The sequence below is a fragment of the Thermosipho japonicus genome (assembly GCF_014201655.1).
In the GTDB taxonomy this organism is placed as follows: Bacteria; Thermotogota; Thermotogae; order Thermotogales; family Fervidobacteriaceae; genus Thermosipho; species Thermosipho japonicus.
The window spans coordinates 106,839-133,305 of sequence record NZ_JACHEX010000002.1 but is presented as its reverse complement, the minus strand read 5'-3'; the positions used below and the strand labels follow the sequence as shown (position 1 = coordinate 133,305).

At 29.2% G+C, this 26,467-nt stretch carries 29 protein-coding genes; 16 read left to right on the top strand and 13 right to left on the bottom strand.

What is annotated here, in order from left to right:
* The first annotated feature begins 24 nt into the window (after positions 1-24).
* Genes fmt through HNP65_RS04500 form a run of 16 tightly spaced genes read left to right on the top strand, consistent with a single transcriptional unit; the run spans position 25 to position 14,923 of the window.
* Positions 25-939: a methionyl-tRNA formyltransferase gene (gene fmt / locus HNP65_RS04575; RefSeq protein ID WP_184619148.1), complete on the top strand. Its 915-nt coding sequence runs from the start codon at positions 25-27 to the stop codon at positions 937-939.
* A complete protein-coding gene (gene trmFO, locus HNP65_RS04570; RefSeq protein ID WP_184619352.1) occupies positions 929-2,218 on the top strand; it encodes a methylenetetrahydrofolate--tRNA-(uracil(54)-C(5))-methyltransferase (FADH(2)-oxidizing) TrmFO in 1,290 nt (429 codons plus the stop codon). The genes fmt and trmFO overlap by 11 nt, the downstream gene beginning before the upstream one ends.
* A gap of 17 nt (positions 2,219-2,235) precedes the next feature.
* Positions 2,236-3,507, top strand: a complete 1,272-nt coding sequence (gene murD, locus HNP65_RS04565; protein ID WP_184619147.1) for a UDP-N-acetylmuramoyl-L-alanine--D-glutamate ligase — start codon at positions 2,236-2,238, stop codon at positions 3,505-3,507.
* Positions 3,504-5,315 carry a translation elongation factor 4 gene (lepA, locus tag HNP65_RS04560; protein WP_184619146.1) on the top strand — a complete coding sequence of 604 codons (1,812 nt, stop codon included), beginning with the start codon at positions 3,504-3,506 and terminating at the stop codon, positions 5,313-5,315. Before murD ends, lepA begins: the two co-directional genes overlap by 4 nt.
* The gene (locus HNP65_RS04555) at positions 5,302-6,174 is read left to right on the top strand and encodes a phospholipase D-like domain-containing protein (protein WP_184619145.1); all 873 of its coding nucleotides are present in this window, start codon (positions 5,302-5,304) and stop codon (positions 6,172-6,174) included. Before lepA ends, HNP65_RS04555 begins: the two co-directional genes overlap by 14 nt.
* Positions 6,149-7,162, top strand: coding sequence for an L-threonylcarbamoyladenylate synthase (locus HNP65_RS04550; protein WP_184619144.1), 1,014 nt, complete (start codon positions 6,149-6,151; stop codon positions 7,160-7,162). The genes HNP65_RS04555 and HNP65_RS04550 overlap by 26 nt, the downstream gene beginning before the upstream one ends.
* Positions 7,159-7,689, top strand: coding sequence for an ATP-dependent protease subunit HslV (hslV, locus tag HNP65_RS04545; RefSeq protein ID WP_004104244.1), 531 nt, complete (start codon positions 7,159-7,161; stop codon positions 7,687-7,689). The genes HNP65_RS04550 and hslV overlap by 4 nt, the downstream gene beginning before the upstream one ends.
* 1 nt (position 7,690) lies before the next feature.
* Positions 7,691-7,969: a DUF503 domain-containing protein gene (locus HNP65_RS04540; protein WP_184619143.1), complete on the top strand. Its 279-nt coding sequence runs from the start codon at positions 7,691-7,693 to the stop codon at positions 7,967-7,969.
* On the top strand, positions 7,966-8,550 hold the full coding sequence (gene yqeK / locus HNP65_RS04535; RefSeq protein ID WP_184619142.1) for a bis(5'-nucleosyl)-tetraphosphatase (symmetrical) YqeK: 585 nt from the start codon (positions 7,966-7,968) through the stop codon (positions 8,548-8,550). The genes HNP65_RS04540 and yqeK overlap by 4 nt, the downstream gene beginning before the upstream one ends.
* Positions 8,547-9,227 (top strand): hypothetical protein, encoded by a 681-nt coding sequence (locus HNP65_RS04530; protein ID WP_184619141.1) that lies wholly within the window; start codon positions 8,547-8,549, stop codon positions 9,225-9,227. The genes yqeK and HNP65_RS04530 overlap by 4 nt, the downstream gene beginning before the upstream one ends.
* A 4-nt stretch (positions 9,228-9,231) precedes the next feature.
* The gene (locus tag HNP65_RS04525) at positions 9,232-9,678 is read left to right on the top strand and encodes a hypothetical protein (protein ID WP_184619140.1); all 447 of its coding nucleotides are present in this window, start codon (positions 9,232-9,234) and stop codon (positions 9,676-9,678) included.
* Positions 9,679-9,691: 13 nt separating this feature from the next.
* Positions 9,692-10,462, top strand: coding sequence for a tRNA (adenine-N1)-methyltransferase (locus HNP65_RS04520; RefSeq protein WP_184619139.1), 771 nt, complete (start codon positions 9,692-9,694; stop codon positions 10,460-10,462).
* Between the two features lie 12 nt (positions 10,463-10,474).
* On the top strand, positions 10,475-11,686 hold the full coding sequence (locus HNP65_RS04515; RefSeq protein ID WP_184619138.1) for a S41 family peptidase: 1,212 nt from the start codon (positions 10,475-10,477) through the stop codon (positions 11,684-11,686).
* Positions 11,683-12,210, top strand: coding sequence for a hypothetical protein (locus HNP65_RS04510; RefSeq protein ID WP_184619137.1), 528 nt, complete (start codon positions 11,683-11,685; stop codon positions 12,208-12,210). Before HNP65_RS04515 ends, HNP65_RS04510 begins: the two co-directional genes overlap by 4 nt.
* Positions 12,200-12,598, top strand: a complete 399-nt coding sequence (locus HNP65_RS04505) for a hypothetical protein (protein WP_184619136.1) — start codon at positions 12,200-12,202, stop codon at positions 12,596-12,598. The genes HNP65_RS04510 and HNP65_RS04505 overlap by 11 nt, the downstream gene beginning before the upstream one ends.
* A complete protein-coding gene (locus HNP65_RS04500; RefSeq protein ID WP_184619135.1) occupies positions 12,599-14,923 on the top strand; it encodes an efflux RND transporter permease subunit in 2,325 nt (774 codons plus the stop codon).
* Positions 14,924-15,053: 130 nt separating this feature from the next.
* Here the strand turns inward: HNP65_RS04500 and HNP65_RS04495 are convergent, their stop codons facing one another.
* The 13 genes from HNP65_RS04495 to HNP65_RS04435 form a co-directional block, all read right to left on the bottom strand.
* Positions 15,054-16,205: a glycosyltransferase gene (locus tag HNP65_RS04495; RefSeq protein ID WP_184619134.1), complete on the bottom strand. Its 1,152-nt coding sequence runs from the start codon at positions 16,203-16,205 to the stop codon at positions 15,054-15,056.
* The gene (locus HNP65_RS04490) at positions 16,206-17,036 is read right to left on the bottom strand and encodes a glycosyltransferase family protein (RefSeq protein ID WP_184619133.1); all 831 of its coding nucleotides are present in this window, start codon (positions 17,034-17,036) and stop codon (positions 16,206-16,208) included. It abuts the gene before it with no gap.
* A gap of 67 nt (positions 17,037-17,103) precedes the next feature.
* The gene (locus HNP65_RS04485; RefSeq protein WP_184619132.1) at positions 17,104-18,123 is read right to left on the bottom strand and encodes a lysylphosphatidylglycerol synthase transmembrane domain-containing protein; all 1,020 of its coding nucleotides are present in this window, start codon (positions 18,121-18,123) and stop codon (positions 17,104-17,106) included.
* Positions 18,124-18,178: 55 nt separating this feature from the next.
* A complete protein-coding gene (locus HNP65_RS04480) occupies positions 18,179-19,594 on the bottom strand; it encodes a hypothetical protein (protein WP_184619131.1) in 1,416 nt (471 codons plus the stop codon).
* Positions 19,588-20,769 carry a hypothetical protein gene (locus HNP65_RS04475; protein WP_184619130.1) on the bottom strand — a complete coding sequence of 394 codons (1,182 nt, stop codon included), beginning with the start codon at positions 20,767-20,769 and terminating at the stop codon, positions 19,588-19,590. The genes HNP65_RS04480 and HNP65_RS04475 overlap by 7 nt, the downstream gene beginning before the upstream one ends.
* A gap of 11 nt (positions 20,770-20,780) precedes the next feature.
* Positions 20,781-21,422: a RadC family protein gene (gene radC, locus HNP65_RS04470; RefSeq protein ID WP_184619129.1), complete on the bottom strand. Its 642-nt coding sequence runs from the start codon at positions 21,420-21,422 to the stop codon at positions 20,781-20,783.
* Positions 21,394-21,969, bottom strand: a complete 576-nt coding sequence (locus HNP65_RS04465; RefSeq protein WP_184619128.1) for a Maf family protein — start codon at positions 21,967-21,969, stop codon at positions 21,394-21,396. The genes radC and HNP65_RS04465 overlap by 29 nt, the downstream gene beginning before the upstream one ends.
* On the bottom strand, positions 21,929-22,483 hold the full coding sequence (locus HNP65_RS04460; protein ID WP_246348190.1) for a Gx transporter family protein: 555 nt from the start codon (positions 22,481-22,483) through the stop codon (positions 21,929-21,931). The genes HNP65_RS04465 and HNP65_RS04460 overlap by 41 nt, the downstream gene beginning before the upstream one ends.
* Complete coding sequence (locus tag HNP65_RS04455; protein ID WP_184619127.1) at positions 22,426-22,773, bottom strand: NusG domain II-containing protein; 348 nt, start codon at positions 22,771-22,773, stop codon at positions 22,426-22,428. The genes HNP65_RS04460 and HNP65_RS04455 overlap by 58 nt, the downstream gene beginning before the upstream one ends.
* Entirely contained in the window at positions 22,760-23,956 is a 1,197-nt protein-coding gene (hutI, locus tag HNP65_RS04450) for an imidazolonepropionase (protein ID WP_184619126.1), read from the bottom strand. The genes HNP65_RS04455 and hutI overlap by 14 nt, the downstream gene beginning before the upstream one ends.
* 5 nt (positions 23,957-23,961) lie before the next feature.
* The gene (locus tag HNP65_RS04445) at positions 23,962-24,708 is read right to left on the bottom strand and encodes an undecaprenyl-diphosphate phosphatase (protein ID WP_184619125.1); all 747 of its coding nucleotides are present in this window, start codon (positions 24,706-24,708) and stop codon (positions 23,962-23,964) included.
* A gap of 11 nt (positions 24,709-24,719) precedes the next feature.
* Entirely contained in the window at positions 24,720-25,355 is a 636-nt protein-coding gene (locus tag HNP65_RS04440) for a hypothetical protein (RefSeq protein ID WP_184619124.1), read from the bottom strand.
* A 67-nt stretch (positions 25,356-25,422) separates the two neighbouring features.
* Positions 25,423-26,427 (bottom strand): M42 family metallopeptidase, encoded by a 1,005-nt coding sequence (locus tag HNP65_RS04435; protein ID WP_184619123.1) that lies wholly within the window; start codon positions 26,425-26,427, stop codon positions 25,423-25,425.
* Positions 26,428-26,467 lie beyond the last annotated feature (40 nt).

The window sequence follows — 26,467 nt, the reverse complement described above, 5'->3', positions numbered from 1 at the left end:
CTTTTTTATTGAAGGAGGTAAGTTATGAGAATACTATTTTTAGGAACCCCTTCTTTTGCAAGTGAGCATCTTGAGTTTTTAATAAAAAATAATTTTGATGTTGTAGCAGTTATTTCACAACCTGATAAACCAAAGGGGAGAGGTAAAAAGATCCAACCAACTCCAGTAAAAGAAGTTGCACAAAAGTATAACATTCCTATCTTTCAGCCGACAAAACTTACAAGCGAGGGACTTTCTATTATTGAAAGATTTAAGCCAGATTTAGGAATTGTAGTTGCTTATGGAAAACTTTTAAAACCTCCATTTTTAAATGCAATTCCTTTTTATAATATACATGCTTCACTTCTTCCAAAATACCGAGGTGCTGCACCAATTCAAAGGGCATTAGAAAATGGTGAAAGCGTGACAGGAATTACTATTTTTAAAATTGGTGAGGGTATGGATAATGGACCAATTGCATTGAAGAAAGAAATAAGTGTTGATGAGTTTGAAACATTTGGTAGCTTGTATGAAAAACTTTTAAGTCTTGGAAAAGAGGCATTGCTAGAGTTTCTAAATAATTATCCTCCTAATCTTTATCCGCAAGAAGGTGAGCCAACTTATGCACCAAAGATTTCAAAAGAAGATTTGGAATTAGATTTTTCTGCTGATTATATAACTGTGAAAAATAAAATCAGAGCGTATGATCCTATCCCTGGTGTGAGAGTATCTTTGAAAGGAAAGTTGGTAAAACTATTCCAGGTCTTTTATGTTGAAAGAGATGAAAATATAAAAGAATATGGAAAGGTGTTGAAGATAAATAATGAAGGTGGATTCATTAGTGCAAAGGGTGGAATTGTTGGAATTAAATATATTCAGTTTCCAGGTAAAAAGCCTATAACTTTTCTTGATGCAAAAAATGGAGGGCTTGTAAAAGAGGGTGACAAGTTTGAGAGTTAATATTGTTGGAGCAGGACTTGCTGGTGTTGAAGTTGCATATAGATTATTGAAAGAAGGATTTAAAGTTAGAATTTTTGAGCAAAAGCCCGTGAAGTTCTCACCAGTACATAAAATGGAGACTTTTGGTGAGCTTGTATGTAGTAATTCTTTAAAGTCTGAAAATTTAAAGAATGCTGAAGGAATATTGAAAGAAGAAATGAAACTTCTTGATTCACTAATTTTGAATTGTGCATACAAAACAAGAGTCCCTGCTGGAAAAGCACTAGCTGTTGATAGAGAAAAATTTTCACGATGTATTACAAAAGTTTTAGAAAGTTTTGAAAATGTTGAGATAGTAAGAAAAGAAGTTGAAAAAATAGATCTAGACACGGATGAAATTTGGGTAGTTGCAACTGGGCCTACTACAGATGGAAAGTTCGCACAATGGCTTTCTAAATTAACAGGCGGATTTTTAAACTTTTTTGATGCAGTTGCACCAATAATTTCAAGAGATAGTATTGATTTTAATAAATGCTTTGTAGGGGACAGATATGGTATTGGAACAGGAGATTATATTAATTGCCCTATGACAAAAGAAGAATATGAAAGGTTTTACAACGAATTAGTTAATGCTGAAATGATTGAAATGAAAGACTTTGATAGAAAGCTTCTTTTTGAAAGATGCCAACCAATTGAAGAGATAGCAAAAAGTGGCAAAAAATCTTTATTATTTGGACCACTGCGCCCAGTTGGACTAATAAATCCACACACGGGAGAAATTCCTTATGCAGTTATACAATTAAGGAAAGAGGATGAAGAAGGAAATATGTATAATATTGTTGGATTTCAAACGCGTTTGAAATGGTCTGAACAAAAAAGAATAATTAGACTCATTCCTGGGCTTGAAAATGCAGAGATTTTAAGATACGGTGTTATGCACAGAAATACGTATATTGATACACCAAGAGTTTTAGACGAATTTTTAAGGCATAAGAAATATAAAAATATATTCTTTGCAGGTCAAATTACAGGTGTTGAAGGATATTTAGAATCCGCAGCTTGTGGTATATATGTTGGTTTAAATATATCTAGAATCTTAAGTGGAAAGGAACCTGTAAAATTACCTTCTAAGACAATGACGGGTGCATTAATCAATTATATTACAAAAGCTGATGAATTAAAGCCTATGTATGCAAATTTTGGTTTAATAAACGTTAAGATGAAGAAAAATGAAAAGAGAGAAAAACTTCATGAAATATGTATAAATGAAATGAAAAATTTTTTGAATGTGCTAAAATAAGATAGAGGTGATTGATTTTGAAATATACACTACTTGGGTTTGGAATTAGTAATAAAGAAATTTTGAAATATCTTTTAAAAAAAGGAGAAAGTGTTTTTGTAAGTGAAGGAAGAAAATTGAGTGAAGTTGATAAAGAGTTTTTGAATTCTTTTGGTGTGGATTTTGAAGAAAATGGTCATACTGAAAAAGTATTAGATTCGGATGTTATTCTTGTTAGTCCTGGAATACATTTTGAAAATGAAATAATCAAGAAGGCAAAGGAAAATAATATAAAGATAGATACGGAAATTTCTTTTTGTTTGAAAGAATTTGAAAAAATAAATTGGTTTCCGTATGTTATTGCAGTAACAGGTTCGGTGGGAAAGAGTACAACTGTATCGATGATTCAGCATGTATTAAACAAGTATAAAAGAACATTGCTTGCTGGAAATATAGGAATCCCTATAGCAAAATTATTGAATGATGATTTAAGGGCTGATTATTTGGTCTTAGAAGTTAGTAGTTTTCAACTATTTTGGTCCGATAAATTCAAACCTAATATATCTTCTATTTTAAACATTTATCCTAATCATTTAAATTGGCACCCGGATATGAATCACTATATAAATTCAAAATTTAAAATAACACTTTCCCAGGATGAGAATGATTTTTTTGTTTACAATCCTAATGATGAATATATAGTTAAGAATCTTGATAAAGTTAAAGCAAAGAAAGTTCCATTTAAATATGATTTTGAAATAAAGGAACTTCCAGAGCATTTAAGGTATAAACAAACTATTGAAAATGTAGCGGCCGCAAAGACTATAGTTGAAGTTGCAGGATTTGAATTTAACATAGATTTTTTGGAAGATTTTGAAAAGTTACCACATAGAATGGAATATGTTACTGAAATAAATGGAGTTAAATTTTTTAATGACTCAAAGGCAACTAATGCTGCTGCAGTTATAAGGGCAGTTGAAAATTTTGATGGAAAGCTGCATCTTATAATGGCTGGAATTGGAAAAAATGAAGATTATACTTTATTACGAAAAGTTCTAAAAAATTCTGTAAAAACTGTGGCTTTGGTTGGACCAATTACAAAAGATGTAAAGCCATATTTGGATGGGATTAATTTTATGGAATGTTCAAGCATAAATGAGGCTGTGAATCAATTGTTTAGAATAGCGAACCCTGGCGATGTAATTATGTTAAGCCCAGGAGGTGCAAGTTTTGATGCCTTTAAAAATTTTGAGGAGAGAGGAGAATATTTTAAGCAGCTGGTGTTTCAATTAAAGGAGGGAAAATCTTGAGGAATGTAAGAAATATAAGTATTATTGCACATATAGATCATGGAAAAACAACATTGACGGATAGAATTTTAGAAATAACGGGTGCAATTGAGAAGAGAAAAATGAGAGAGCAATTTTTAGATAGTATGGATATTGAAAGAGAAAGGGGAATCACTATAAAGTCTCACCCCTTAAGAGTTTTTTACAAATCCAAGAAAGATGGAAAAGAGTATGAAATAAATATAGTTGATACCCCTGGCCACGTAGATTTTTCGTATGAAGTAGATAGAAGTCTTGCGGCAGTTGAAGGTGCAATACTCCTAGTTGATGCATCCCAAGGCGTTCAAGCCCAAACTGTTGCTAACACCTACAAAGCCTTGGAGCATAACTTGGAGATAATTCCGGCCATTAACAAAATAGATCTTCCAAATGCCAACGTTGCTGAAACAGAACTTGAAATTGAGGATTTAATTGGTATACCAAGCTCTGAGATTTTGAAAATTAGTGCGAAAGAAGGAATAGGTGTTGAAGAGTTACTAGAAGATATTATTGAAAAGGTTCCTGCACCAAGTGGTGATGAGAGCGGAAAATTGAAAGCATTAATATTTGATGCCAAATACGATAAATACAGAGGAGTAATAGTTTATATTAGAGTATTTGATGGTAAAGTTTCAGTTGGAAATAAAATAATGACGTTTTCAAACGGTCAAAGTTATGAAGTTATCGAGACTGGTGTATTTACTCCTGATATGACACCTGTAGATGAACTAAAGGCAGGGGATATAGGGTATATAATTGCAGGTATAAAAGAAGTTTCACTTGCAAGAATTGGTGATACAATTACTGATGCAAACGATCCAGTTGAAGAGCCACTTGAAGGTTATAAAGAGGTTAAACCTATGGTTTTTGCTGGGATGTTTCCTGGAGTTCCAGAATATTACGAAGAACTTAGAAAGGCTCTAGAAAAATTAAAATTGAATGATTCGGCTCTTGTCTTTTACCCTGATCATTCACCAGCACTTGGATTTGGTTTTAGGTGTGGTTTTTTAGGTTTGTTGCATATGGATGTTGTAAAAGAAAGACTTGAGAGAGAATTTGAAATGACCGTAATATTAACGGCTCCAAATGTTGAGTATAAGGTTTTATTGAAGAATGGCGAGGAATTGATAGTAAATGATCCTGCAAAGTTTCCAGATGAATCAACTATACAAGAAGTATATGAGCCATATGTAAAACTTTCGATTATAACACCGCCTGAATATCTTGGAAAATTGATGAATCTTGTTCAAAATGAAAAACGTGGAACAATGATAAGTACTGAAAATGCTGGTTTTGAAAGAGTTGTTTTGAATTTTGAAGTACCTCTTGCTGAAATAATATTTGATTTCTTTGATAAGATGAAAGCGTTGAGTAGAGGATATGCATCTATGGATTATGAGTTTATTGGATATAGAAAAAGTGATCTGGTTAAGGTTAGTATATTGGTAAATAAAGAACCGGTTGAGGCTCTTTCTATAATTGCTCATAAAGATAAAGCGTATTCTATGGCAAGAAAGTTAGTTGATAAATTGGCAGAGCTTATTCCACAGCATCAATTTGAAATTCCAATTCAGGCAAAAGCTGGAGGCAGAATTATAGCACGTTCTACAATTAAAGCTCTTAGGAAGGATGTTCTTGCAAAATGTTATGGTGGAGATGTTACAAGAAAGATGAAACTGCTCCAAAAACAAAAAGAAGGAAAGAAGAAATTGCGTGAGATTGGAAATGTTTCTATACCTCAAGAAGCATTTTTAGCATTATTAAAGGTTGGAGAAGATGAAAATAAGTAGCATTTTAATTATTTTCCTTTCTTTAGTAGTATTTTCAGCTAATGTTTATTTCACTGAATTTGTTGATTTGACTGATGTTGTAGTTGATTTTATAAATAATTCTAACAAGTTTCTTTATGTATCTTCGTACAGTTTGGATAATTATTATGTTGTTGAAGCGATAAATAGATTAAGTGAAAAAGGATTGGATGTTAGGGTTATATTAGAGGTTTCAAATAAGGATTTAAAATGTAAAGTTTTAAAAGATTATGAAAAATCTCTTCATCACGCAAAATTCATGGTGAATGACAATGGTGTAATTTTTGGCTCAGCAAATTTTACAGATAGTGGACTTTTTGAAGGCTACAATGATATAGTTGTATTTGAGAAAGATAAGGTAGAAAATTTTAAGAATTTATTTTTAAATTTATGGAATGATGGAAGAGTATCTGGATGTAAAAATTTTTTTGTTGTGGGCTATAATGATGTAGAATCAAAGCTTTTAGAGTTCATTCAAAGTGCTAAGAAAAGAATCTATGTTTGTGTGTACGCGCTTACTAATAAGAAAGTTTTTGCGCTTTTGAAGTATAAAGAATCCCGTGGAATTGAAGTAAAAATAATTACTGATAAATGGTTTGATAACTCAATTTTAAAGAAATATCCTATTAGAAATATTGTTATTGTAAGAGATAAAATGTTGCATCATAAGTTTGTGATAGTGGATAATTCCGTTTTTTTAGGGTCGGCTAATATCACAGTAAATGGTCTGACAAAAAATTTTGAAATGGCATATATTTCAAAACAGTTTTTAAGTAACTATTTGAAGGTTTTTGATTATCTTTGGAGGAGATACGGTGAAAACAAAGATATTGAAAATTGATCCATTAGATTTTAATGAAAAGGATTTAATAGAAGCATGTAATGTTATAAAAAGTGGCGGACTTGTTGCGTTTCCTACAGAAACTGTTTATGGTCTTGGGGCAAGTGCGTTTAAAGAAAAGGCTGTTGACAACATTTTTAAAGTTAAAGGTAGGGCAAAGGATAATCCATTAATAGTTCATGTAGATAGCTTTGAAAAACTTTTAGAGATTGCAGAGGTAGATGAAAAATATTTTGAAGCGATAAATAAGTTAACTCCAGGGCCTGTTACATTTGTATTGAAACAGAAGGTAAACCTTCCAAAAAATGTTACGGCCGGGCTCAAAACAGTTGGAGTTCGAATTCCTGCACATCCTGTTGCAAGAAAATTATGTAAATGTGCTGGTCCTATAGCTGCTCCGAGTGCAAATTTATCAGGAAAGCCAAGTCCTACGGATTCTCAAGCAGTTATTGAAGATCTTTTCGGGAAAATTGATTTTATTATTGATGCTGGAAGTTCAGAATTCGGACTTGAGTCTACAATTATTGATCTAACATCTGAAATCCCTATTATATTAAGACCTGGACCTATAACAATAGAGCAACTTGAATCGATTTTTGGAAAAGTTGAAATTCCACAGTTTGTAATTGATGCAAGTTCTGTTGATAATCCAAAAGCTCCTGGTATGAAATATAGGCATTATGCACCAGAAAAACCAGTGTATAGGTACAATAAAGTTCAAAGAGAGAAAGTTATAAAGAAAGCAATAAGTGAAAATGGTGTTTTTATATGTCCTGAAGAACATAAAAAATTTTATCCTGATAATCGTATAATGATACTTGGAAAATTATCTGAGCCTTATTCAATTGCTCAAAATTTGTTTAAAGTGTTGAGAGAATTTGATAGGTCTAATTTCAATGTTGCTTTTATAGAGACTTTTGAAGAAAAAGGAATATTATTATCAGTCATGAATAGGTTAAAAAAGGCAAGTGTGGAGGTGGAATTGTGAAATGGCGTTCGACTACTGTGGTATGTGTTAGAAGGAATGATTCAGTTGTCATGATTTCTGATGGGCAAGTTACATATGGTAATACTATTTTAAAGGGAAATGCAAAAAAAGTTAGAAAGATGGGGGATGGTAATGTTCTTGCAGGGTTTGCCGGTTCTGTTGCAGATGCAATGGCCCTTTTTGATAGATTTGAGGCAAAATACAGAGAATGGGGAGGAAATTTATTAAAAGCAGCTGTAGAACTTGCAAAAGATTGGAGAACTGATAGAGTCTTAAGAAGATTGGAGGCAATGCTTCTTGTAGCGGATAAAAAATACACTTTTATAGTTTCAGGAACAGGTGAAGTGATTCAGCCAGAAGATGATATTGCTTCAATTGGTTCAGGTTCTCCATATGCTATTGCAGCAGGAAAGGCGCTTTTAAGGCATACAGATTTAAGTGCAAAAGAGATAGCACTTGAAGCAATTAAAATAGCAAGTGAAATATGTATATATACGAATGATAACTTTACAATTGAGGAGTTATAAGATGCCTGCTAGTTATTTGGAGATTACTTTACGAATATTTGGTATTAAATCTTTAAAAGAGAAAAGATCAATTGTTAAAAGACTAATAAATGATTTAAGAAGTAATTTTAATATTTCTGTTGTAGAAATTGCTGACCAGGATTCAAAAGATTTTATTACGTTGGGTGTTTCTTTGGTAAGTATAAATAAATCTCAAATATATAAAAGTATTGAAAGTATTGTTGAGTATATTGAAAGGTATTATACAGTTGAAAATGTCTACAAGGAGGTGTATGATTGATAGTAGATATAGATGAAATAAAGAATGTAGTAAGTTTGCTTGTTAGCAAAGATAGGCTTTTACATGTTGAAGGAACAGCAAAGTTTGCAAAAACCCTTGCAAGAGTTCATGGGTTAGATGGGAATATTGCAGAATTTATTGGATATGCACATGATATTTTTAGAGATATCAATCAAGAAAAACTTTTAAAACTTGCAAGAGGGTATAATTTGATTTTAACTGATGAAGAAAAATTACATCCAATATTGCTTCATGGAAAACTGGCTGCTGAATTTTTAAGATTTAGATTTAATGTTGAAGATGAAGAACTTTTAGATGCGGTTAGATATCATACATCTGGTTATAAGAATTTTGGAATATATGGAAAACTTTTATTTTTAGCTGATTCATTGGAAGAGACAAGAAACTATCCAAATGTTAATAAATTAAGAGAAATAGCATTTAAGGATATTGAAATGGGGTATTTTGAGGTTCTTAGAAACAAGTTAATTTATGCTATTGAGAGGAATTTATTTATTTTAAAAGAAAGTATAGAATCCTGGAATGAATTGATAAGGAAGAGAAAGGGAGGTTCAATATGAGAAGAAGGAGAAGAAATACCGGATGGATTTGGATAGTGCTTACTTTGGTTATAATAACAGGGATTACAGGAGCATTTTTTTGGAAAATTTACTCCGTTAAAAATAACGAAGAGTTTAATCTTTCTTATGTAAGTCAATATTTGTTCATTGACAAGTCTAATGAAGAAGGTTTTTATGTTATTGTCAATGGTTCAAAAAGAACAGTCAATATTTTAAAGATAAAAAATCACACATTTGATCCAGAAAAAAAACAGGAAATTAGTTTTTCAAGTCCAATACTTGCTTTAAAAATACTTGGTGAAATGTTCAATGTAAATTCAAATTATAAATATTATGTAGTAGTTGACTCTGGCAAGATTGCAAGTGCTGCAAAAAAGCTCAATATAAATGCAAGTACTTTTGATGATTTATTTAATGTATTGAGTGAAAGAGGATTAAAAATATTCGATTTCTTTAAATTGAATTCGATTTTAAAAGAATTAAGGCCTGAGACTACTTTAAATGCTCCTTCAATTGCTAAATTAATTTATTCTCTTGGTAATTTCAGTGTAAGAATTAAAGATATTCCAACACTAACCAAACGCCCTTTGAGTATAACAGTTGGAGATAGTACATTTGAAAGGATTTATATTGATACAGAAAAAATTCAGCAGTTAAAGAATGATATAGGGGGATGATTTTATGAAAAAGTTATACTTTTTCTTGTTAGTTATACTTGCATCTTTAGCTTTTTCTTTTGATTTTGAACCATATGCTGGATGGAATTTTACAATAGATTCTTCAAATACTAGCAGTTTTTACAGTGTCTTTTTAGATTTTCCATTAACTGTAAATAATGAAACAGAATTTGGAATATCTATTGGTTATATAGGAACAAATAATTTTGTATTACAAAGTTTTGGAAAATATAATATAAAGACATCATTTGGTGTTTTTACAACTTATGGAAAAGGTGGAGCAGTGTTTTCAGGTGATTTTAAACTTAATTCTATTGGCTATTCAGTTTTGGCTGGAGTAAGGTATTATTTTAAAAACTTTTTTGTGGGCTTTTCATATGCTGTGTATTATATTGAAGATGAAAAAATTGGGACGATTCCTTTAGAGGTTGGTTATAAAATAGAATTTTAGGGAGGAATATATTTTGATTAAAGAAGGAGATAAGGTTTTACTATATGGGGATGATGGAAGTAAGATTATTATCACAGTTGAGGCTGGTAAAAAGAAAGGAACACATCTTGGACATGTTAATATGGATGAGCTTATAGGAAGGGAATATGGAGATACAATTGTCTTTGGGAAAAATAATAGGGTCTTTTATATTTTAAAGCCAACTTATATTGATCTAATTTTCAATATGAAAAGAAGAACTCAAATTATATATCCAAAAGATGCATCATATATTTTATTTAAACTTGATATTAAACCTGGCGATAGAGTTATTGATACCGGTGTTGGTAGTGGGGCAATGTGTGGGGCTTTTGCAAGAATTGTCGGAAAAGAAGGGAAAGTATATGGTTATGAAAGAAGAGAAGATTTTTACAACTTAGCTAAAAAGAATTTAGAATATTGGGGATTAGTTGACAATGTTGAGCTAAAATTAAGGGATATTTCAGGAGGTTTTGATGAAGTAAATGTTGATGCTTTAGTGTTGGATGTTCCTGATCCGCACAATTATATTGAACAATGTTGGCAAGCATTAAAAGGTGGAGGAAAGATGGGAATAATCTGTCCTACTACAAATCAAGTTCAAGAGGTTTTGGAAAAGCTATATGAATATCCTTTTATAGATGTAGAGGTTTGGGAAAATCTTATGAGAAGATATAAGCCAAATCCTGAAAGGTTGAGACCTTTCGATAGAATGGTGGCTCATACAACGTATTTGGTGTTTGCTACCAAGGTTCTTAAAAAGTAGGAGGTGTATTAAATGAAAAAGAAAAATTTTATAGTTATAACTGCTGTTATTATTTCTATTTTGGTTGGTACTATTATTTTATCGGGTGCTACAACGGATAAGAATTTTCAGGATAATCTGACCCCACTTGCAGAAACCCTTTATTATATATTAAATTACTATTATGAAATTGATAAAGCAGATATTAATAAGGTAATTGATTATGGTATAGATGGTCTTGTTAAAGGATTAGGTGATGATTTTAGCTATTATTACAACAAGGATGTATACGAAGAAAAAGAGATTGAAAATAAAGGTGAATATGGTGGACTTGGAATTGAAGTTACATACGATGCAGATAGTAAAGCAATAAAGATAATAAGTCCTATGTATGGTACACCTGCCTGGAGAGCCGGTTTAAAAGCTGGAGATTTAATAATTAGTGTTGATGGAAGTTCAGTTCAAGAAATGAGTTATATTGAAGCTGTTAATAGGATGAGGGGGGAGCCTGGGACAAAGGTTAAGCTCACAATTTTACGAGGAGAAGAAGTTTTAGAATTTGAAATTACAAGAGAAATAATAAAGATTACTCCTGTAAAATATGGTTTTGTGGAAACTCAAATAGGAAGGATAGGTTACGTTAGACTAACACAGTTTAATCAACCATCTTCTAAGAAACTTGAAGAAGCATTGAGCAAAATATATGAAAAAGGTGTTGTTGCATTAATATTTGACTTAAGAGATAATCCTGGAGGTTATTTAGATAGTGCTATTGATGTCGCAAGTATGTTTTTAGATGCTGGAAAATTGGTTGTTACAGTAGAACCCAGAGTTGGAAGTATAGAGCGCTACGTAAGTAAAGGAAATGATTTTCCAAAGGTTCCAGTAGCTGTTCTTGTTAATGGTGGTTCAGCGTCAGCTTCAGAAATAGTTACGGGAGCATTAAAAGAAAATAATAGAGCGGTAGTTATAGGTCAAAAGACGTTTGGAAAAGGTTCAGTTCAACAAGGTTTTCCACTAAGTAATGGTGGAGTATTGTTTATTACAATTGCACATTATAAGACTCCAAGTGGGAATGATATTCACAGAGTTGGTATTGAGCCAAATATTTATGTAACACAAGAAGCAACAGATAATGTTGCCCATGAAGAAGAAGTTGTTGATTATACGAAAGAGATTACTGAGGTAAATTTAGATGATCCTTATATAAAAAGAGCTATTCAGTACTTTATTGAAAAAAGATGAAAATAGCATTTGTTGCGTTTTTAATTACTTTAATAAATTTGGCTTTGATTTTAACTATTGCATTTGTATATCAGAAAAATATGGAGATTGTAGAGATACAATCTCCACCTTATTTTTATTTTACTAATCCTTATAGTAACTTATTCTCCAAATTGAAAAAACAGCTTATTTTGCAGAAGATTTTATCTGAAACAAAAATATATGGTAAAAGCCCTTTCTTAGTTGAAAGTATACAAAAGCTTAATGAAGTTAAATATTTTTTGAAGGTTTTTAATGTAAACTATTTTGAAAAAACAGTATCTAAAAAATATTGGTGGGGCACTTCTGAAATTGAAATTTTGCAGTTTAAAGATATTATCTTTTATTACATGCCAGTTGTAGAAGTTGGAAAAACTGGTGAAAGATTTGGAAAAATTTTATTTCACTCTTTAAAAGGTAAGAGGATGTTTTTAGATTCAAAAGATTTAAATCCTATTTCCATTGAGTTATTAAAAAGGTATGGAGTGAAAATTCATGAAAAATGAAAAATATAAATTATTAGTCTTTTTAGAATTTTTAATTGTGTATGTTTTTTCATCGTTTATATTACACGTAAATTATTTTACTTTATCACCCTTTGTACTAAAGTTTTTTATTTTTTATTTTTTGGTTTTAAGTTTGTTTTCATCTATAAAAGGTAAGAAATTTTTATTTTCTGAAATTTCGAGATTGTGGATTTATTCATTTACTCCACTATTATGCTATTTGTTTTTTATAATAGGAATTTATTTTCATATTTCAATTGATTCAAGGTTTTCGTATTTTATTCCCTTTTTGTTTTCAAACTATTATAATCTTGAATATGAATCAAGAAAATATATAACCTTTTTAAGACTTTTTTCGTTTTCTTTCTTTATTTTGGGGGTGAATTAGTTGATTGAAAGATTTGCAAAGTTTCTAATAAAAAAGGCCTCGGTTTTTATTCTTATACTATCACTAATTGGTTTACTATTTGGGATATATAGCTTATTAAATTTAAAAGTTAATGCAGAACTTACTGAGCTTGCCCCGGAAAAAATACCGGAGTTTAAAGATATGGTTAAATTTACAAATGAAAAAGTTGTTTCAAATACCTTGCTTTTAGTTATTGAATTAGAAAATAAAAAGATCAATGTAAATGAGTTTGTTGAAAAATTAAAGGATGCATTTGAAGAAACACCTTATATATCAAAAGCAGAAGCATTTGACGATCCTGAAACGATGCTAAAGTATGGAATTTTTACAATTGATGAAAATAGTTTAACTAATGTTTTAAATTACTACAATGCAGTTATAAATGTTGAGCCAAGGTCTGCTATAGATTTTAGATTTTGGAGAAACTTGGGGGTAGCTATTTCCACTGTATCAGAATATGCTAATAGTTTTTTGTCAAGAAGTGGTATAAAAAAGTATTATTTAATTTCGAATGATGGAAATGTAATATTAATGAATTTTTCCATGAGTAAGCCAGTAACGGATATTGATTTTCTAAACAAAGCAATTCCAGATTTAAAAAATATAGCTAGCAAATTATCAAAAGAATTTGAAGCAAATATTCTATTTAGTGGTTCTGCGATGAATAATTATATAGGAAACAAGCAAGTAACGAAAGATTTTCAAATTACAACAATTGTTTCTCTTGTTGGTATATCACTTCTATTATTAATTTCATACGGTAGTTCTAAGACTATGTTATTCATGTTTTATTCAATGATACTTGCTATGGGTACAAGTCTTGGAATTATAGTATTACTTTTTAAGCAAATTAATATTATTACTTCTTTTGTAAACGCGATGCTTCTTGGACTTGGAATTGATTATGGTATTCATATAACTGCAAAAATACATGAGAATTTGAGAATATATGGAAAGACAAATGAAAGCATTGTTGAAGCTTTCAAGGAAAATTTTACTCCTTCATTTGTCTCTGCAATAACTACTTCCATTGCTTTATTAGCACTTGCTCTCAGTCCTTCAAAGCCTTTACAGGAAATGGGAATATCTTCTGGAATAGGTGTAATGATATTTTTTGTTTATATGAACTTTCTAGTTCCTGCTTTTTATTCTAGGTTTCAACAAAGTATAAGTATTCCTAAAAAAGAGTACTTTTCAAGTTTTTTAGAGCTACTTAGAAGAATAAAACCTATAAAAGTACTTGTGTGGTTTGCAGTTATTATTTTTTCAGCATTTTCATACCTAGCTGTAAAGAATTTTTCCTATACTCCACCAGGACTTGTACCAGAAAATTCTGAAGCTGTTAAAGCTCTTGAAATTGCAGAAGAAAAGTTTGGAGAATTTGGTGTTGGACAAATTGTAATTGCCGCAAAGAGTATAGATGAGTTGAAAGAAATTAAAAACGAGATAGAAAATTCTAAGTATTTTTCAAATACTTTTTCATTACTTTCGTTTGTCGAAGAGCCTGAAAAACTGGAAGAAATAAGGCCGAGTTTTTATGAGACGGTTTACAAGGTTATAAATGAACCTATATTAGATGTAGTATTTAAAAAGTATGGTTTATATAATAGCCTTTTGGAAACTTTGAGTTTGCTAAGAACAGCCAAAACATACGATGATGTTATTTCAAGTATAGAAAAAGATATTCCAGCATTATTTTTCTATGATACTAATAATACTAGATATTATTTGCTTTATGCTAAAGAAAAAGTTTCGTTGTGGAGAGATAATAACTTAAAAAAGATTTTTGATGAAGAACTTAAAGGAAAAAAGGTATTTGGATATCCAGCATTATTTTACAAAGTAATGGTATATTTGATTAATTCAACGAGCAAAGCGGTATATTTTGTGTTTTTAGCGATAATAATTACACTTTTGATTGATTTAAGGAGTTTTTTAAAGTCTTTGAAAGTGACTTTCTATGTGGTTCTTTCAATATTAGCTACCATTGGTATAGGTTATGTGGCTTTAAAAATAGATTTAACGTTTTTAAATCTTTTAATAATTCCAATTTTTCTTGGAATTGGTGTAGATAGTATGGTTCATTTATCACACAGTATACTTCATGGAAGAGATAGTATTATGAAGACAGAAAAAGCTGTAACTATTTCTGTTTTAACTACGATAATTGCATTTGGAAGTTTTATTTTAGCCCAAGGAGAGCTTTTAAAAGAATTTGGAGAGCTTGTTTCAATAGGCTTGCTTGTTTCATGGTTTGTTAGTATTTTTGTTTATTTAAGTAATGCTGATAAGCCAAAAATATGATCTCGTGTTTAGCTATTGTGGTTTGAATTAAGCTATTTATATTATACTTTTCATTATGATATTAATATTATTTTGAATAAAAAAATCTCCTTCTTACGTTAGCCAAGAAGGAGATTTTCAGTATTATTTATTACTTATTTAATAGATTTTTGTACACTTCCAAAACTTTTTGTACGGATATTTCGATTGAATAATTTTCTTTTACAAAATTAATAGCATTTTTTGAAAGTTTGTTATATAATTCTTCATTTTTTAAAACCCTCAAAATTTCATGTGCAAAATCATTCTCGTTTAATTCTCTAATCATTATTCCTCCTGCATTTTCATGATTTAATAAATCATATACTCCCATTTTTCCTAATGCTACTACTGGTGTTCCAGCAGCCATAGACTCTAATATTACTAGTCCTTGGGTTTCTGTATAGGATGCAAATATAAATAAGTCGGCTTGTTTATAAGCATCGATCACTTTTTCTCTAGGTTGTGCACCTGCAAAAATAATATTTTTTTGTAAACTGTATTCAATAACTATTTCTTCTAATTTATGTCTTTCGGTTCCATCACCGATAATTATAAATTTAATATTTTTTTCTTCTTGAAAAATTTTATGAAATACGTTAATTAAAAAATCTACATTTTTTTCAGGTCCTAATCTACCAACAAATAAAAGTATTTTTTCATTGGGTTTAATATTGTATTCTTCTTTTATATTCCATTCTATTGGTTTATTAAATTTATTTACATCAATCCCAGTTGGTATTACAACTACATGTTCTTCAGGCACACCATAGCTTACTAATAAATTTTTAATATTATTTGTTGGAGAAATAACTTTATCAAGTTTTAAGCACCAGTTTTTAATCATTTTTTGTGTTTGTTTTAATGTTGGTCTTATAATTAGAGGCAAATAGTTTCTATAATATTCGTACATTGTATGGTGAGTTCCAACGTGTTTTATTTTTAAAATTCTAGATAAAAATTCTGCAAGAATTCCCATTGAAAAGGGGTCCTGCGAGTGTATTATATCTAAGTTTAATTTTTTTATTTTAAAAATGTCTGTTGAAATTGGTAATGCAATTCTTTGTTCTTTCTCAAATAGAAATTTAATAGCAGGAAATTCAAAAACGTTTTTTTCGTTTCTCTTATAATTTTTAGAATATTTTGGTACAAATAAAAATACATTATGCCCTAATTTTTCCATTTCTTCTTTGTATAATTTTATAGCAGTTGAAACACCATTTTTTTGAGGGAAGTATACGTCAGAAAATATTCCAATATTCATTTAATCACTCCTTTTGTTAAATATTTTATATATAATTCTTAAAGAATATACTAATAATCTATTTAATCGAATCTTGTTTTTATTAGAATATCCAAAATTTTTTAAAGGTCTAAAAAATGATTTATTACCGGCGTTGTGAACAATATAAATTAATTCATTATTTTTAAATAATTTTCCGTTTTTAATAGTTAAGGAGCTAATATGAGTTGTAGGAATAAAATTATAGATGTCTTCTAATTCTTCAAAGCCATGTTTGTATAAATAATAGTTAATTAACAACTGATCAAGCCCCCAAGTGTTTAAATTTTTTAAGTTATTAATTAAAAATTCAAGTAAAGAAATAAAAGAATCTTTGTTTCCAAATATGACACCAGCGTTTATCATTTTTTTATTGTGTAGTAAAGATTTAATATTGTTTATAAGAGTTTTATCTAGATTATTTTCTTTTAAAACAAGTGACATTGGTGGGGCTATATCTTCACATACAACTAAAAAATTTTTAATTTTTGAATTTAGTATTTTTGAAATATCATTTTGAAATATAATATCTCCGGAGTCACAAAATAGTAAATTTTTGTAATTATTATTATTAATTAAGAAATTATATAATTCTATAAAACGAGCATTTACAATATTACCTTTTGTATTAGCTTTTTTTACTAAAACATTTTCTTTTTTTAGTTTAGTTAAAATATTACTACTTAATCCAAAGTCAATTACTAGAATATCAGTGTTGTTAAGATTAACATTATCTTTTAAAGACATTAACCAATCATTGTATAGAAACTGCTCATATTTTTGATTACATGCTGTTGCAATAAGATTTTTCAATTGGATCACCCCTTAAAATGAATATTTTTAATCAATTTTCTTAGACTTTTTTAATTTTTTTTTTGATTTATTTTAATTCACTATTTTTAGTTTTTTTAGTCATTAAATTGAAAAAGCTCAATAGAAGCCCAAAAAGAATTTGAAGATAATAAGTTGCAAATCTCCAACCTATTATTGACAAAAATACTCCTTTTTGTACTTTTAAAATTGATGAAAAAATTATCTGATAAGTTATTTCTATTGTTCCACTAGCTCCAGGTGTAGGAATGTAAAAAATAACCATATTTAATAATAACATTGTTCCAAAAACTATAAGAAAGTTGTTAAAACTATTATTTAAATTGGTATATCTTAAAAACATATAGTATAATGAATAAGCTTGTAAAATTAGGACTAGTAGGTTTAAAAAAATGTCTAATATCATTATATATATTTTTTCTTTCCATAAAAATTTTATACTATTTTTTAAATTATTTGACCATTCTAAATACTTTGTTTTTATTTTTTTTAATCTTTTAAATTTCAAAATGTTTGTTAACTTAATTATGATATCAGAATTTGAAAATACTATAAGAATTAGAATTAAAGTTATAGTTGATACAAATAACCCGAGATTAATTAGAGTAGATTCAATGGTTGTCCCTTTTAAAGAAATTATCACATTTTTATATGAAATAATAGCAATTATTAAATTTAGTATCATTGTAGTTATAAATCTAGAAACAACAACATTTGTAGAATGTTCTAAATCGAAACCTAGCTTGTTTAAATGGTAAATTTGGTATGGTTGACCTCCGGCTGCAAATGGAGTAATTGATGAAAAAAATAACCCCATAACGTTGTTATAAAATAGTTCAAAAAAGTTTAGTTTTATTTTGAATTGTTTTAAGATAATTATATACCTTAAAGTATCTATTGTGTAAACCATAAGATAGATAAAAAAAACAAATACAATATCGATCAATTTTATATTTTTTATTTCATTTAATATGTTTGTCTTATAGAATTTTCCCATAAAAAGTATTACAAATAATCCAATAAAGATTGAAAAGAGAATTCTAATTACGTTTTTTTGATTTTTTTTCATATTTTCTCACCTAATTTGAAAAAATTTAAGTTTTTAAATGTAATAAAAATTTTCATCAAAATTTAACTTGCAAAGAGATAAAATATTTTTTATCTACAAATAAACTTTTAAGTGATAAAAATTTATAATCAATTTCTAGACTAAAAATGTTATAAACTTGATCATAAGTATTTATTACTGAAGATTCTGGTGTGGGGTTAACATTACCACTCCAGCTGTCCCAAAACCATTTCCATCTAATTTTGCTACTCCTATCATCTATTACCATACCCTTTACCAGAAAATTGTATTCTGTTGAAATTTTAAAATCGTTCTTTGAAAAAGAAAAACCTAAACTAAGCATAGTGGCATCAGGCCCATATTTAAAACCAAGAGGATAGTCCATCAAACTTCTTGATGGGAAAGAATTATTATCTATGTAAAAGTGTCTAACATTAACCCTTAAATATGGCAAATAATTTGTTATGTACATCCATTCACTTGTAAAGTCATACTCAATCCATACATTAAATGTCTTATAGTCTAGAGACATTCCAAAATTATATCCGTAAGCATCTGGTTTATAATTTGACCCAACTTCGGTTGGGCCATTAATATCATCAAGACAAAATTCACCGTAAATTGAAATATTACTAACTTTTACATTAAAGTCAATTGAAGATAATACGTTTGAATAACCTTCACCGTAAGTATTATGGAAAAACATTAAAGGATTTATGTCAATTATGTCAGGAAATTTTCCACCAACTACATTTATTTCACCGATTCCAAATCTAAAATTGTCTATAAAAAAATCAAATCTGTGAGCAGCGATAGTTTTTACAGGCTCAAAGAAATTTGTTGATGGGGTATGTTTTTCAAAATAGTTTCTTTGAACTTCTTGTTCATATGATGATAGTAGTGGATAGGAAGATATCAAGTGGTATGTATATTTGAAAAAATTATTTTTTGTTGAAAAAGTAATGTTATCTTGGAAAGTTGTATTTGATATTGAAATTGGAAATTTTGAATCTCCCCAATGCAATGGGAACCTTCCAATTCCAATGAAAATATTATCAGATATATAACCTAAGAGGAAATTTTCTGGACCATTCATATCAAAAGTAGGCTTTCCATCTACCAAGAAAAAATTGGTAGAAGGATCTTTTACTTTTGAAATGATTTCTTTTTGAAACGGAATATTTGTGTACAATACAAGATTTTGGAAATTGTAGAAAAGACTTATTTCTAAAAATGGCTTTACTTTTTCAAACAAATAAAAAACGTTTTCTGATGGATTTGTTGGATATCCATTTCCATCTCCATGGAAAATAACAAAGTCATTACTCCAATTATAAAATGAGTACATGATATTAATTGAAAATTTATTTTCAAAATTATTTTCAAAATTTTTTGAAGAGTAAAATATAAATTCTGAAAAGTAAATGCTTGAAAGGAGCAATAAAAAGATAATAAATTTTTGTTTTAGCATTTATTTCCTCCATATACTATACAACAATGTTTTTCAGCAAAAAGAAGCCTTACGATTTCAGGGTCAAAATACTCAACAATGAAATCATGTGAATTATAATTTTTTATAATTTCTAATATTTTTCCCTTTTCTTCTTTGAAAATGTTGCTTTTAATATTTTGATAGAATTGTCTCATACCAATGTATGAGGTTGTTTTAGCAATAATTTTGACTGATACATTTTCAACTTGGTTTTCAAACTTTTCAAAATATTTTTTTGCGTTTTCTAATTCTTGGTTATTAAAATAATAAAAACCATAAAATAGATTATATTCTGGAGTTTTTTCAAAGATTTTGAGTTTTGATTCGTCAAATTTTCTATTATTAACTATACTCCACGCAGCTTGTGCAAAATTGGCTTTTATACAATATTCCTTTGGATTTGGAATTGTTCCCTCTTTTATACTGTAGTTAACATTTAGACAGTAGCTTTTCGTATTTTCTGTTTCCAAACTTTTCTGCTTTGTTATGTATAACAAAAGTTCGGTAAATTTTTTATGCATTACTGCGCTTTTAACAATGCCAACATCTTCTAAAGTATTTATATAAACTTGATGAATGATTTTGAAAAAATCATCTATTTTTGAAATTAAAGATAATATTTTAGAAAAATTTGAAGAATTACCTTCTATTAGATAGTATTCTAATAATAGAAGATACGGGTATTTTGAATCAGGAAAATTTTTAACAAATTGTATAATTTCTTTTATTACATCCTCTCGATTATACATTCTAGAGAGAAGATGGTTATACTTGAAAATAACATCATTTTGGTTTTCTAGTAAGGTTTTATTTTTTTCAAATTTACCTTCTAGAATATTTAATAATGCCAAGAATAATGTTCTTTTTTCAGGAGATTTTTCATTTATCAGAAATTTTCTTAATGTTTTTATAACATCCATTACTGAAGAATCATAGTCCTGTGAATTAATATCAAATATTGACAAAGTTTTATCAGTGGCAAGATTTGCTTCTTTTGTAATTTTTTCTTTTAGAATTTTTATTTGTTCCAGATCCTGAACTTTTTTTGATTTTTTTTCTGATTTATTTTTTATTTTCCCTTTTTTTATTAAATCTTTTTCCAATTCTTCTTTTAGTTTTAATATATTCTTTAATTTATCATCATTATTATTCATGCATTAACACCTCACAATAGTTTGTTATGTTTAAAGCTATAAAATCCATTGCCAATTATAACATGATCAAGTAGTTTAATTCCAATTATTTCTCCAGCCTTTTTAATTTTTAAAGTAAGTTCTCTATCTTCTTTGCTAGGCCTAACATCACCTGAAGGGTGATTGTGTACAACCACAACATAGCTAGCAGAGTTTTTAATAGCTTCTCGATATATTTCTCTTGGATGTGCAAGGCTTGTATCTGTAAGGCCAATTGTTATATCTTTGGTAGAGATTTCGTGTAGTTTTGAGTTTAAGGATATAACCCTAACAACTTCTTGTTCAAAATGCTTCATGTCAAGACAATGCTCGTATATAAGCTCTGGGGAATTTAGAAATTTCCCTTTTCTATCTTCCAATAGATATCTTTTTGAAAGTTCCATTGCTGCTAGTATGGTAACTGCTTTAACTGTTCCAAGGCCTTTTACCTTACACAGCTCATCAATTGAAGCGGTACTTATTTTTTTCAAGCTCTTGTCAAAAGTTTCAAAAAGATTTTTTGAAAGTTTTAAAACATCTAAGTCTTTTGTCCCTGTTCTTAAAAGTATAGCCAGTAATTCTTCTGTGCTTAGATTTTCAACACCTTCATTTATTAATTTCTCCCTTGGAAGCATCTATTATCCCCCTATCCCATAAGATATCCCAAACTTTTGAAATGGGAAGACCAACTATATTAAAATAATCACCTTCAATTTTTTCTACTAAAACACTTCCAAGTTCTTGAATTCCATACCCGCCAGCTTTATCAAAAGGTTTTGCAGTATTAATATAAAATTCAATTAATCCTTTTGAAAGATTTTTGAATTTTACATTTGTTTTTTCAGAGAAAGTTATAACTTCATCTTTAAATTTAATTGTAACCCCAGTAATTACAGTATGCCATTTTCCTGATAGACTTTTAAGCATTCTAAAGGCTTCTTTATAATCCCTTGGTTTTCCAAATATTTCTTTGTTGAGTGTTACTACAGTATCTGCAGCAAGAACTACACCATCTTTTTTAATACTCATCGCTTTTAAGTATGATAATTTTTCAGCTAAAAGTTTAGGGTCTCTTTCTTTAATATTTTCATCTAGATTTGAAGGTATAACTTCAAAATCTATTTTTAGTAATTTTAATAACTCAATCCTTCTTGGGGATTTTGAGGCCAAAATTATTTTCATCTATTATTTCCTCCATTTTTTTTGCAAGGTATGCATTAATAATTGCCGAAATTAGTCCTAATCCTATCATCAAAGGTAAAAAAGAAAAAATTGCACTACTTTTTATTAAAAAACTTCCAACCAAAACTTGAACAAAATTATTACTAATCATACCAATGATACTTAAAGTTGTGTAACTAAAAATCTTTGTTTTAGAAAATATCCATTCAAAAGCTGCAGCAGAGATTATTCCAAAAAAGCCCATGAAAAAAGGTGGTGTAAATAAAATTCCTGAAAAGAGTGAGCCGATAATTGTTTTAAGTGTTCCTACAAGAATTCCAGCTCTAAACCCGAGATTTACAACGGTGTAAAGAATAACAAAATTTGAAAACCCCCATTTTCCTCCTGGCACTGGATATGGTATAAAACGTTCAACAACAAACATTACCGAAGAAATGGAAATAAGTAGTGAATAGATTACCAGGTTTGTAGTTCTTGAGTTTGTGATTCGATTACTATCTTGTTGGGAACGCAAATTATTTTTCCTCCTCTTTTTATTTTACCAGTTTTTTCACAAATTTTCAGGGGACATGTTGAATCTGTAACCCAAACATTTTCACCATCATAGTGAACTATAGTTAATATTTTTCCTTCTTTATCTTTTACCGGATAGACTCCAGGTGTTTTTAGTTCAGTATATATTTTACCGTCTAATTTTACCAAAAATAATTCATTTTCTCTATTGGTTGTTTTTAAAGTGAAAAAAACGGTTATTAATATAACCGCAAGAATCAAGAAAATATCAATTTTCTTAAATGTTTTCATATATTGTCACCTTGCCGTTAATTATTATTGCACTTAAAAAATTTTGATCAAACATGTATGGAATATCCAAAAGTTCATTTGTATTCCAAATTGCAATGTCACATTTGTAGCCGGGTTCAATTTTTCCATTTTCTATACCCAAAACATATGAAGAATTTAGAGTATATGCAGTTAATATCTCTTCTGGTTCCATTTTTAAAAATCTAAGTGCAAGATGAAAGATAAATGCAGGATTAAATATAGGGCATGAACCTGGATTGAAATCAGAACCAATACTAATTGCAGCACCATTATCTATTAGTTTTCTTGCTGGTGCAAAATCCTCTCCCAGATAAAAACTTGTTCCAGGCATTAATGTAGCGACAGTATTTGAATTTGCAATTTGAGAAATGTCTTCATCACTTATTTTTAGTAAATGATCAGCTGATATTGCACCAAGCTTAATAGCAAGTTTTGCAGCACCTACGTTTTCAATTTCATCTGCGTGAAATCTAATTTTAAAACCTTTATTTTTGGCAAATTCAAAAAATTCTTCAATATCTTGTGGTAAAAAGACTCCTTTATCGCAGAAAACATCTATTGTATCAGTGAATTCTTTGATGTCATCAAGCCATTTTTTTACTTCATCTATGTAATCTTTTTTATTTACATCAATAGGAATTGCGTGCAAGCCCAAAAAAGTAGGAATTACTTTAACATCTTGTATCTCGTTTAAAATTTTCATAGCTTTTAGTTGTTTTAATTCGGAAATTTTTTCAAGCCCATATCCACTTTTTCCTTCAATTGCTGCGATACCGTGTCTTTTAAATAAGCTTAAATATTTAAGATTTTGCTTTACAATTTCATCTGTTGTTGCATTTCTTAGCATTCTAACACTACTATGTATTCCTCCACCATTTGCAAAGATTTCAGAGTAGGATTTTCCTCTTGCTCTTAAATAAAATTCTTTTGCTCTGCTTCCAAAAAATGGAATATGTGTATGAGCATCTACAAAAGCAGGTGTAACAAGTTTTGCTTTTATGGTAAAATCATCAGTTATTTTGTGCTTTTTTATGTCTACTATTTTCCCCTTATTTAATATGATATCTACATCAAATGCTTCAAAAATTTTTTTCATTTCATTTCCTTTTTTTGGTGCTTGCCCAGAAGGGCTAATAAGATGTTCTGCATGGATTCTTAACATTTATTTCACCCCACAAGAAAAGCTATAATAGCAATTAAAATACAGTAATATGAAAATATTTTTAATTTTTTAGATATAGTTAGCTTTTTTAAAATTAACAGACTTAACAACCCAGAAAGAAATGCTACAAGACCAGAGATTAGGATGTAACTATTTAATTCAATTTTGCTAGTTTCAAGTATTCCAGCTCCAAGTATTACAGGAATTCCCATTAAAAAAGAATATTTTAGTGCTTTTTCTCTCTTTAAACCGACGGTTAATGCTCCAAAAAGTGTTATTCCGCTTCTTGAAATTCCTGGGAAAATTGCTATCATTTGAAATAAACCTATTATAAAAGCATCAATGTATGATATATTAAAAAAGTCTTTTTTCCCTTTTAGCTTGTCTGAAACAAACAATGATGCAGCAGTTACCAGAAAAAAGAAAGAAATAATTTTTAGATTTGAAAAAGAATTTTCTATTGTTGAATTAAAAAGAAATCCAAAAATTGCAGCTGGAATAGTTGAAATAATAATTTTTAAAACTAATGAATAATACTCTTTTTTTAGTGTAAACATCCCTTTTAAAATTTCAACTATTTCTTTCCAAACAAACACTATAATTGCAGCCAAGGTTGCAAGGTGTAAAAATGCAAAATTTGAAATATTAGGTTCAATATTAAATAAATAAGAAAATAAAGTTAAATGTCCAGAACTTGAAATAGGTAAAAATTCTGTTAATCCTTGAATTAGCCCTAACACTATTTGATTCATTTTTTTCCTCCTTAAGGTGTAATTTTTCCCGCGTATGGTCCGTAGGTTACAACTAAACTTCTTAATTTTTCTAAATCAAGTGAATTAAAATATTCTTTTGCTGTAGTTATGTCTGGAAATGCTCCAAGACATAGGGTATAGAAGGTTTTGTTATTTCTTTTAAATCTCATTGAATATGATACGTAACCATTTGCTTTTAAAGTCATCATATCCTGAAAAATTTGTTCCGGGTGTTCTCCTGTTTTAAGAAAAATAGTATACACACTTTTTCCAGGGATAAGTCCAGGGATTTTTACATCTTTTATTGGTAAAACTACAAAATAGGTGTTTTCTGAAAGGATATTTATAAGAAAACTTTTGTATTTTTTAACTATTTTAAGAGCGTTTTCTTTGTCAATTACAAAAGTTGATACTTCGGTTCCTTTGTCCAATATTTCAATGCTATGGGCAATTAACTTGTTATAGTCAAATTCTTCAAAACTTATCATAGTTTCAGTTGAAGGCAAAGAAAATTCTGGAAGCTTTTCACTTCCAGAATTTTCTTTATTTAATTCTAAAGGTTTTGGAATGTAAATTACGTCTACTTTAACAGCTGCTTTTTTTACATACAAAAATATTGTTGAAGTTAAAAAAAGCAAAGTGAGCAATGATAAAACTAATATAATACTGCTTATTATTTTAAACTCAAGTGGTGTGAAGTTTTTTCTAGGCAGCTTATAAGCCCTCCTCAGCGTATTTTAATAACAAGTCGATTGTTGCCTCAACATCTTTTTTATGAACCATTTCATTTGGTGTATGTATATATCTAGTTGCAATTGATACTGTTGCACTTGGTATACCGGCCTTTGTATGTTGATATCCTCTTGCGTCTGTACCACCAAATATTAATACTTCCATTTGATATGGTATGTTGTTTTTTTCTGCTAAATCTTTCAGAGTATCTATTATTTTCTTGTCACTTATTGATGCATTATCTTTAACTTTTATACACGCACCATTTCCAAGCTTCATTGGGACTCTTTTATATCCTTTTGGAGTATCTCCGGCTGCAGTAACATCAATTGCAATAGCAACGTCAGGGTCAATATTATAACCTGCAACGGTTGCTCCAACCAATCCCACTTCTTCCTGAACGGCAAATACACCATATACTGAGTTTTTGGGATTTTTAAGTTTTTTAAATAATTCTATGATTACAGCACAACCTATTCTATCATCTATTGATTTTGAGATGTAATAATCACCTTGTTCGATAAAGTATCCATCGAAAGTTCCAAATGTTCCAATTGGACATAATTTTTCTGCTTCCTCTTTACTTTTTGCACCAATGTCTACGTATAATTTATCAAAAGACAAATTTTTAATGTTTGATACCATATCACTACCTGTTTCACCTTCAACTCCTACAATTCCAATGATATTTCCAAATCTAAGTTTAGATTGTAATATGGTATATGGTGAAACTCCACCAACCATGTCAACTCTTAAAAAACCGTTATCATCGATATTTGTAACAACTACACCTATTTCATCCATATGTGCGTCAAAAAGAACCTTTTTATCAGAAGAACCTTTTTTCCAAACAATGAGATTTCCAAGTTTATCAACTTCGTATCCGTCTATGAAACCTTCAAGTTCAGAGAGAATAACTTCTCTTATTTGATGTTCTCTACCACTTGGACTGTGAGTTTCTGTTAATTTTTTAATTAATTCTTTCATCGAAAAACCTCCTTTTATTTTTTTCAATTTTATTATACAC

What these genes read in the sequence shown, in the direction of transcription:
- fmt (WP_184619148.1), top strand. Translation starts at nt 25, where the DNA reads ATGAGAATACTATTTTTAGGAACCCCTTCTTTTGCAAGTGAGCATCTT.
- HNP65_RS04555 (WP_184619145.1), top strand. Translation starts at nt 5,302, where the DNA reads ATGAAAATAAGTAGCATTTTAATTATTTTCCTTTCTTTAGTAGTATTT.
- HNP65_RS04540 (WP_184619143.1), top strand. Translation starts at nt 7,691, where the DNA reads ATGCCTGCTAGTTATTTGGAGATTACTTTACGAATATTTGGTATTAAA.
- HNP65_RS04530 (WP_184619141.1), top strand. Translation starts at nt 8,547, where the DNA reads ATGAGAAGAAGGAGAAGAAATACCGGATGGATTTGGATAGTGCTTACT.
- HNP65_RS04525 (WP_184619140.1), top strand. Translation starts at nt 9,232, where the DNA reads ATGAAAAAGTTATACTTTTTCTTGTTAGTTATACTTGCATCTTTAGCT.
- HNP65_RS04515 (WP_184619138.1), top strand. Translation starts at nt 10,475, where the DNA reads ATGAAAAAGAAAAATTTTATAGTTATAACTGCTGTTATTATTTCTATT.
- HNP65_RS04510 (WP_184619137.1), top strand. Translation starts at nt 11,683, where the DNA reads ATGAAAATAGCATTTGTTGCGTTTTTAATTACTTTAATAAATTTGGCT.
- HNP65_RS04505 (WP_184619136.1), top strand. Translation starts at nt 12,200, where the DNA reads ATGAAAAATGAAAAATATAAATTATTAGTCTTTTTAGAATTTTTAATT.
- HNP65_RS04495 (WP_184619134.1), bottom strand. Translation starts at nt 16,205, where the DNA reads ATGAATATTGGAATATTTTCTGACGTATACTTCCCTCAAAAAAATGGT.
- HNP65_RS04485 (WP_184619132.1), bottom strand. Translation starts at nt 18,123, where the DNA reads ATGAAAAAAAATCAAAAAAACGTAATTAGAATTCTCTTTTCAATCTTT.
- HNP65_RS04480 (WP_184619131.1), bottom strand. Translation starts at nt 19,594, where the DNA reads ATGCTAAAACAAAAATTTATTATCTTTTTATTGCTCCTTTCAAGCATT.
- HNP65_RS04475 (WP_184619130.1), bottom strand. Translation starts at nt 20,769, where the DNA reads ATGAATAATAATGATGATAAATTAAAGAATATATTAAAACTAAAAGAA.
- radC (WP_184619129.1), bottom strand. Translation starts at nt 21,422, where the DNA reads ATGCTTCCAAGGGAGAAATTAATAAATGAAGGTGTTGAAAATCTAAGC.
- HNP65_RS04465 (WP_184619128.1), bottom strand. Translation starts at nt 21,969, where the DNA reads ATGAAAATAATTTTGGCCTCAAAATCCCCAAGAAGGATTGAGTTATTA.
- HNP65_RS04455 (WP_184619127.1), bottom strand. Translation starts at nt 22,773, where the DNA reads ATGAAAACATTTAAGAAAATTGATATTTTCTTGATTCTTGCGGTTATA.
- hutI (WP_184619126.1), bottom strand. Translation starts at nt 23,956, where the DNA reads ATGTTAAGAATCCATGCAGAACATCTTATTAGCCCTTCTGGGCAAGCA.
- HNP65_RS04445 (WP_184619125.1), bottom strand. Translation starts at nt 24,708, where the DNA reads ATGAATCAAATAGTGTTAGGGCTAATTCAAGGATTAACAGAATTTTTA.
- HNP65_RS04435 (WP_184619123.1), bottom strand. Translation starts at nt 26,427, where the DNA reads ATGAAAGAATTAATTAAAAAATTAACAGAAACTCACAGTCCAAGTGGT.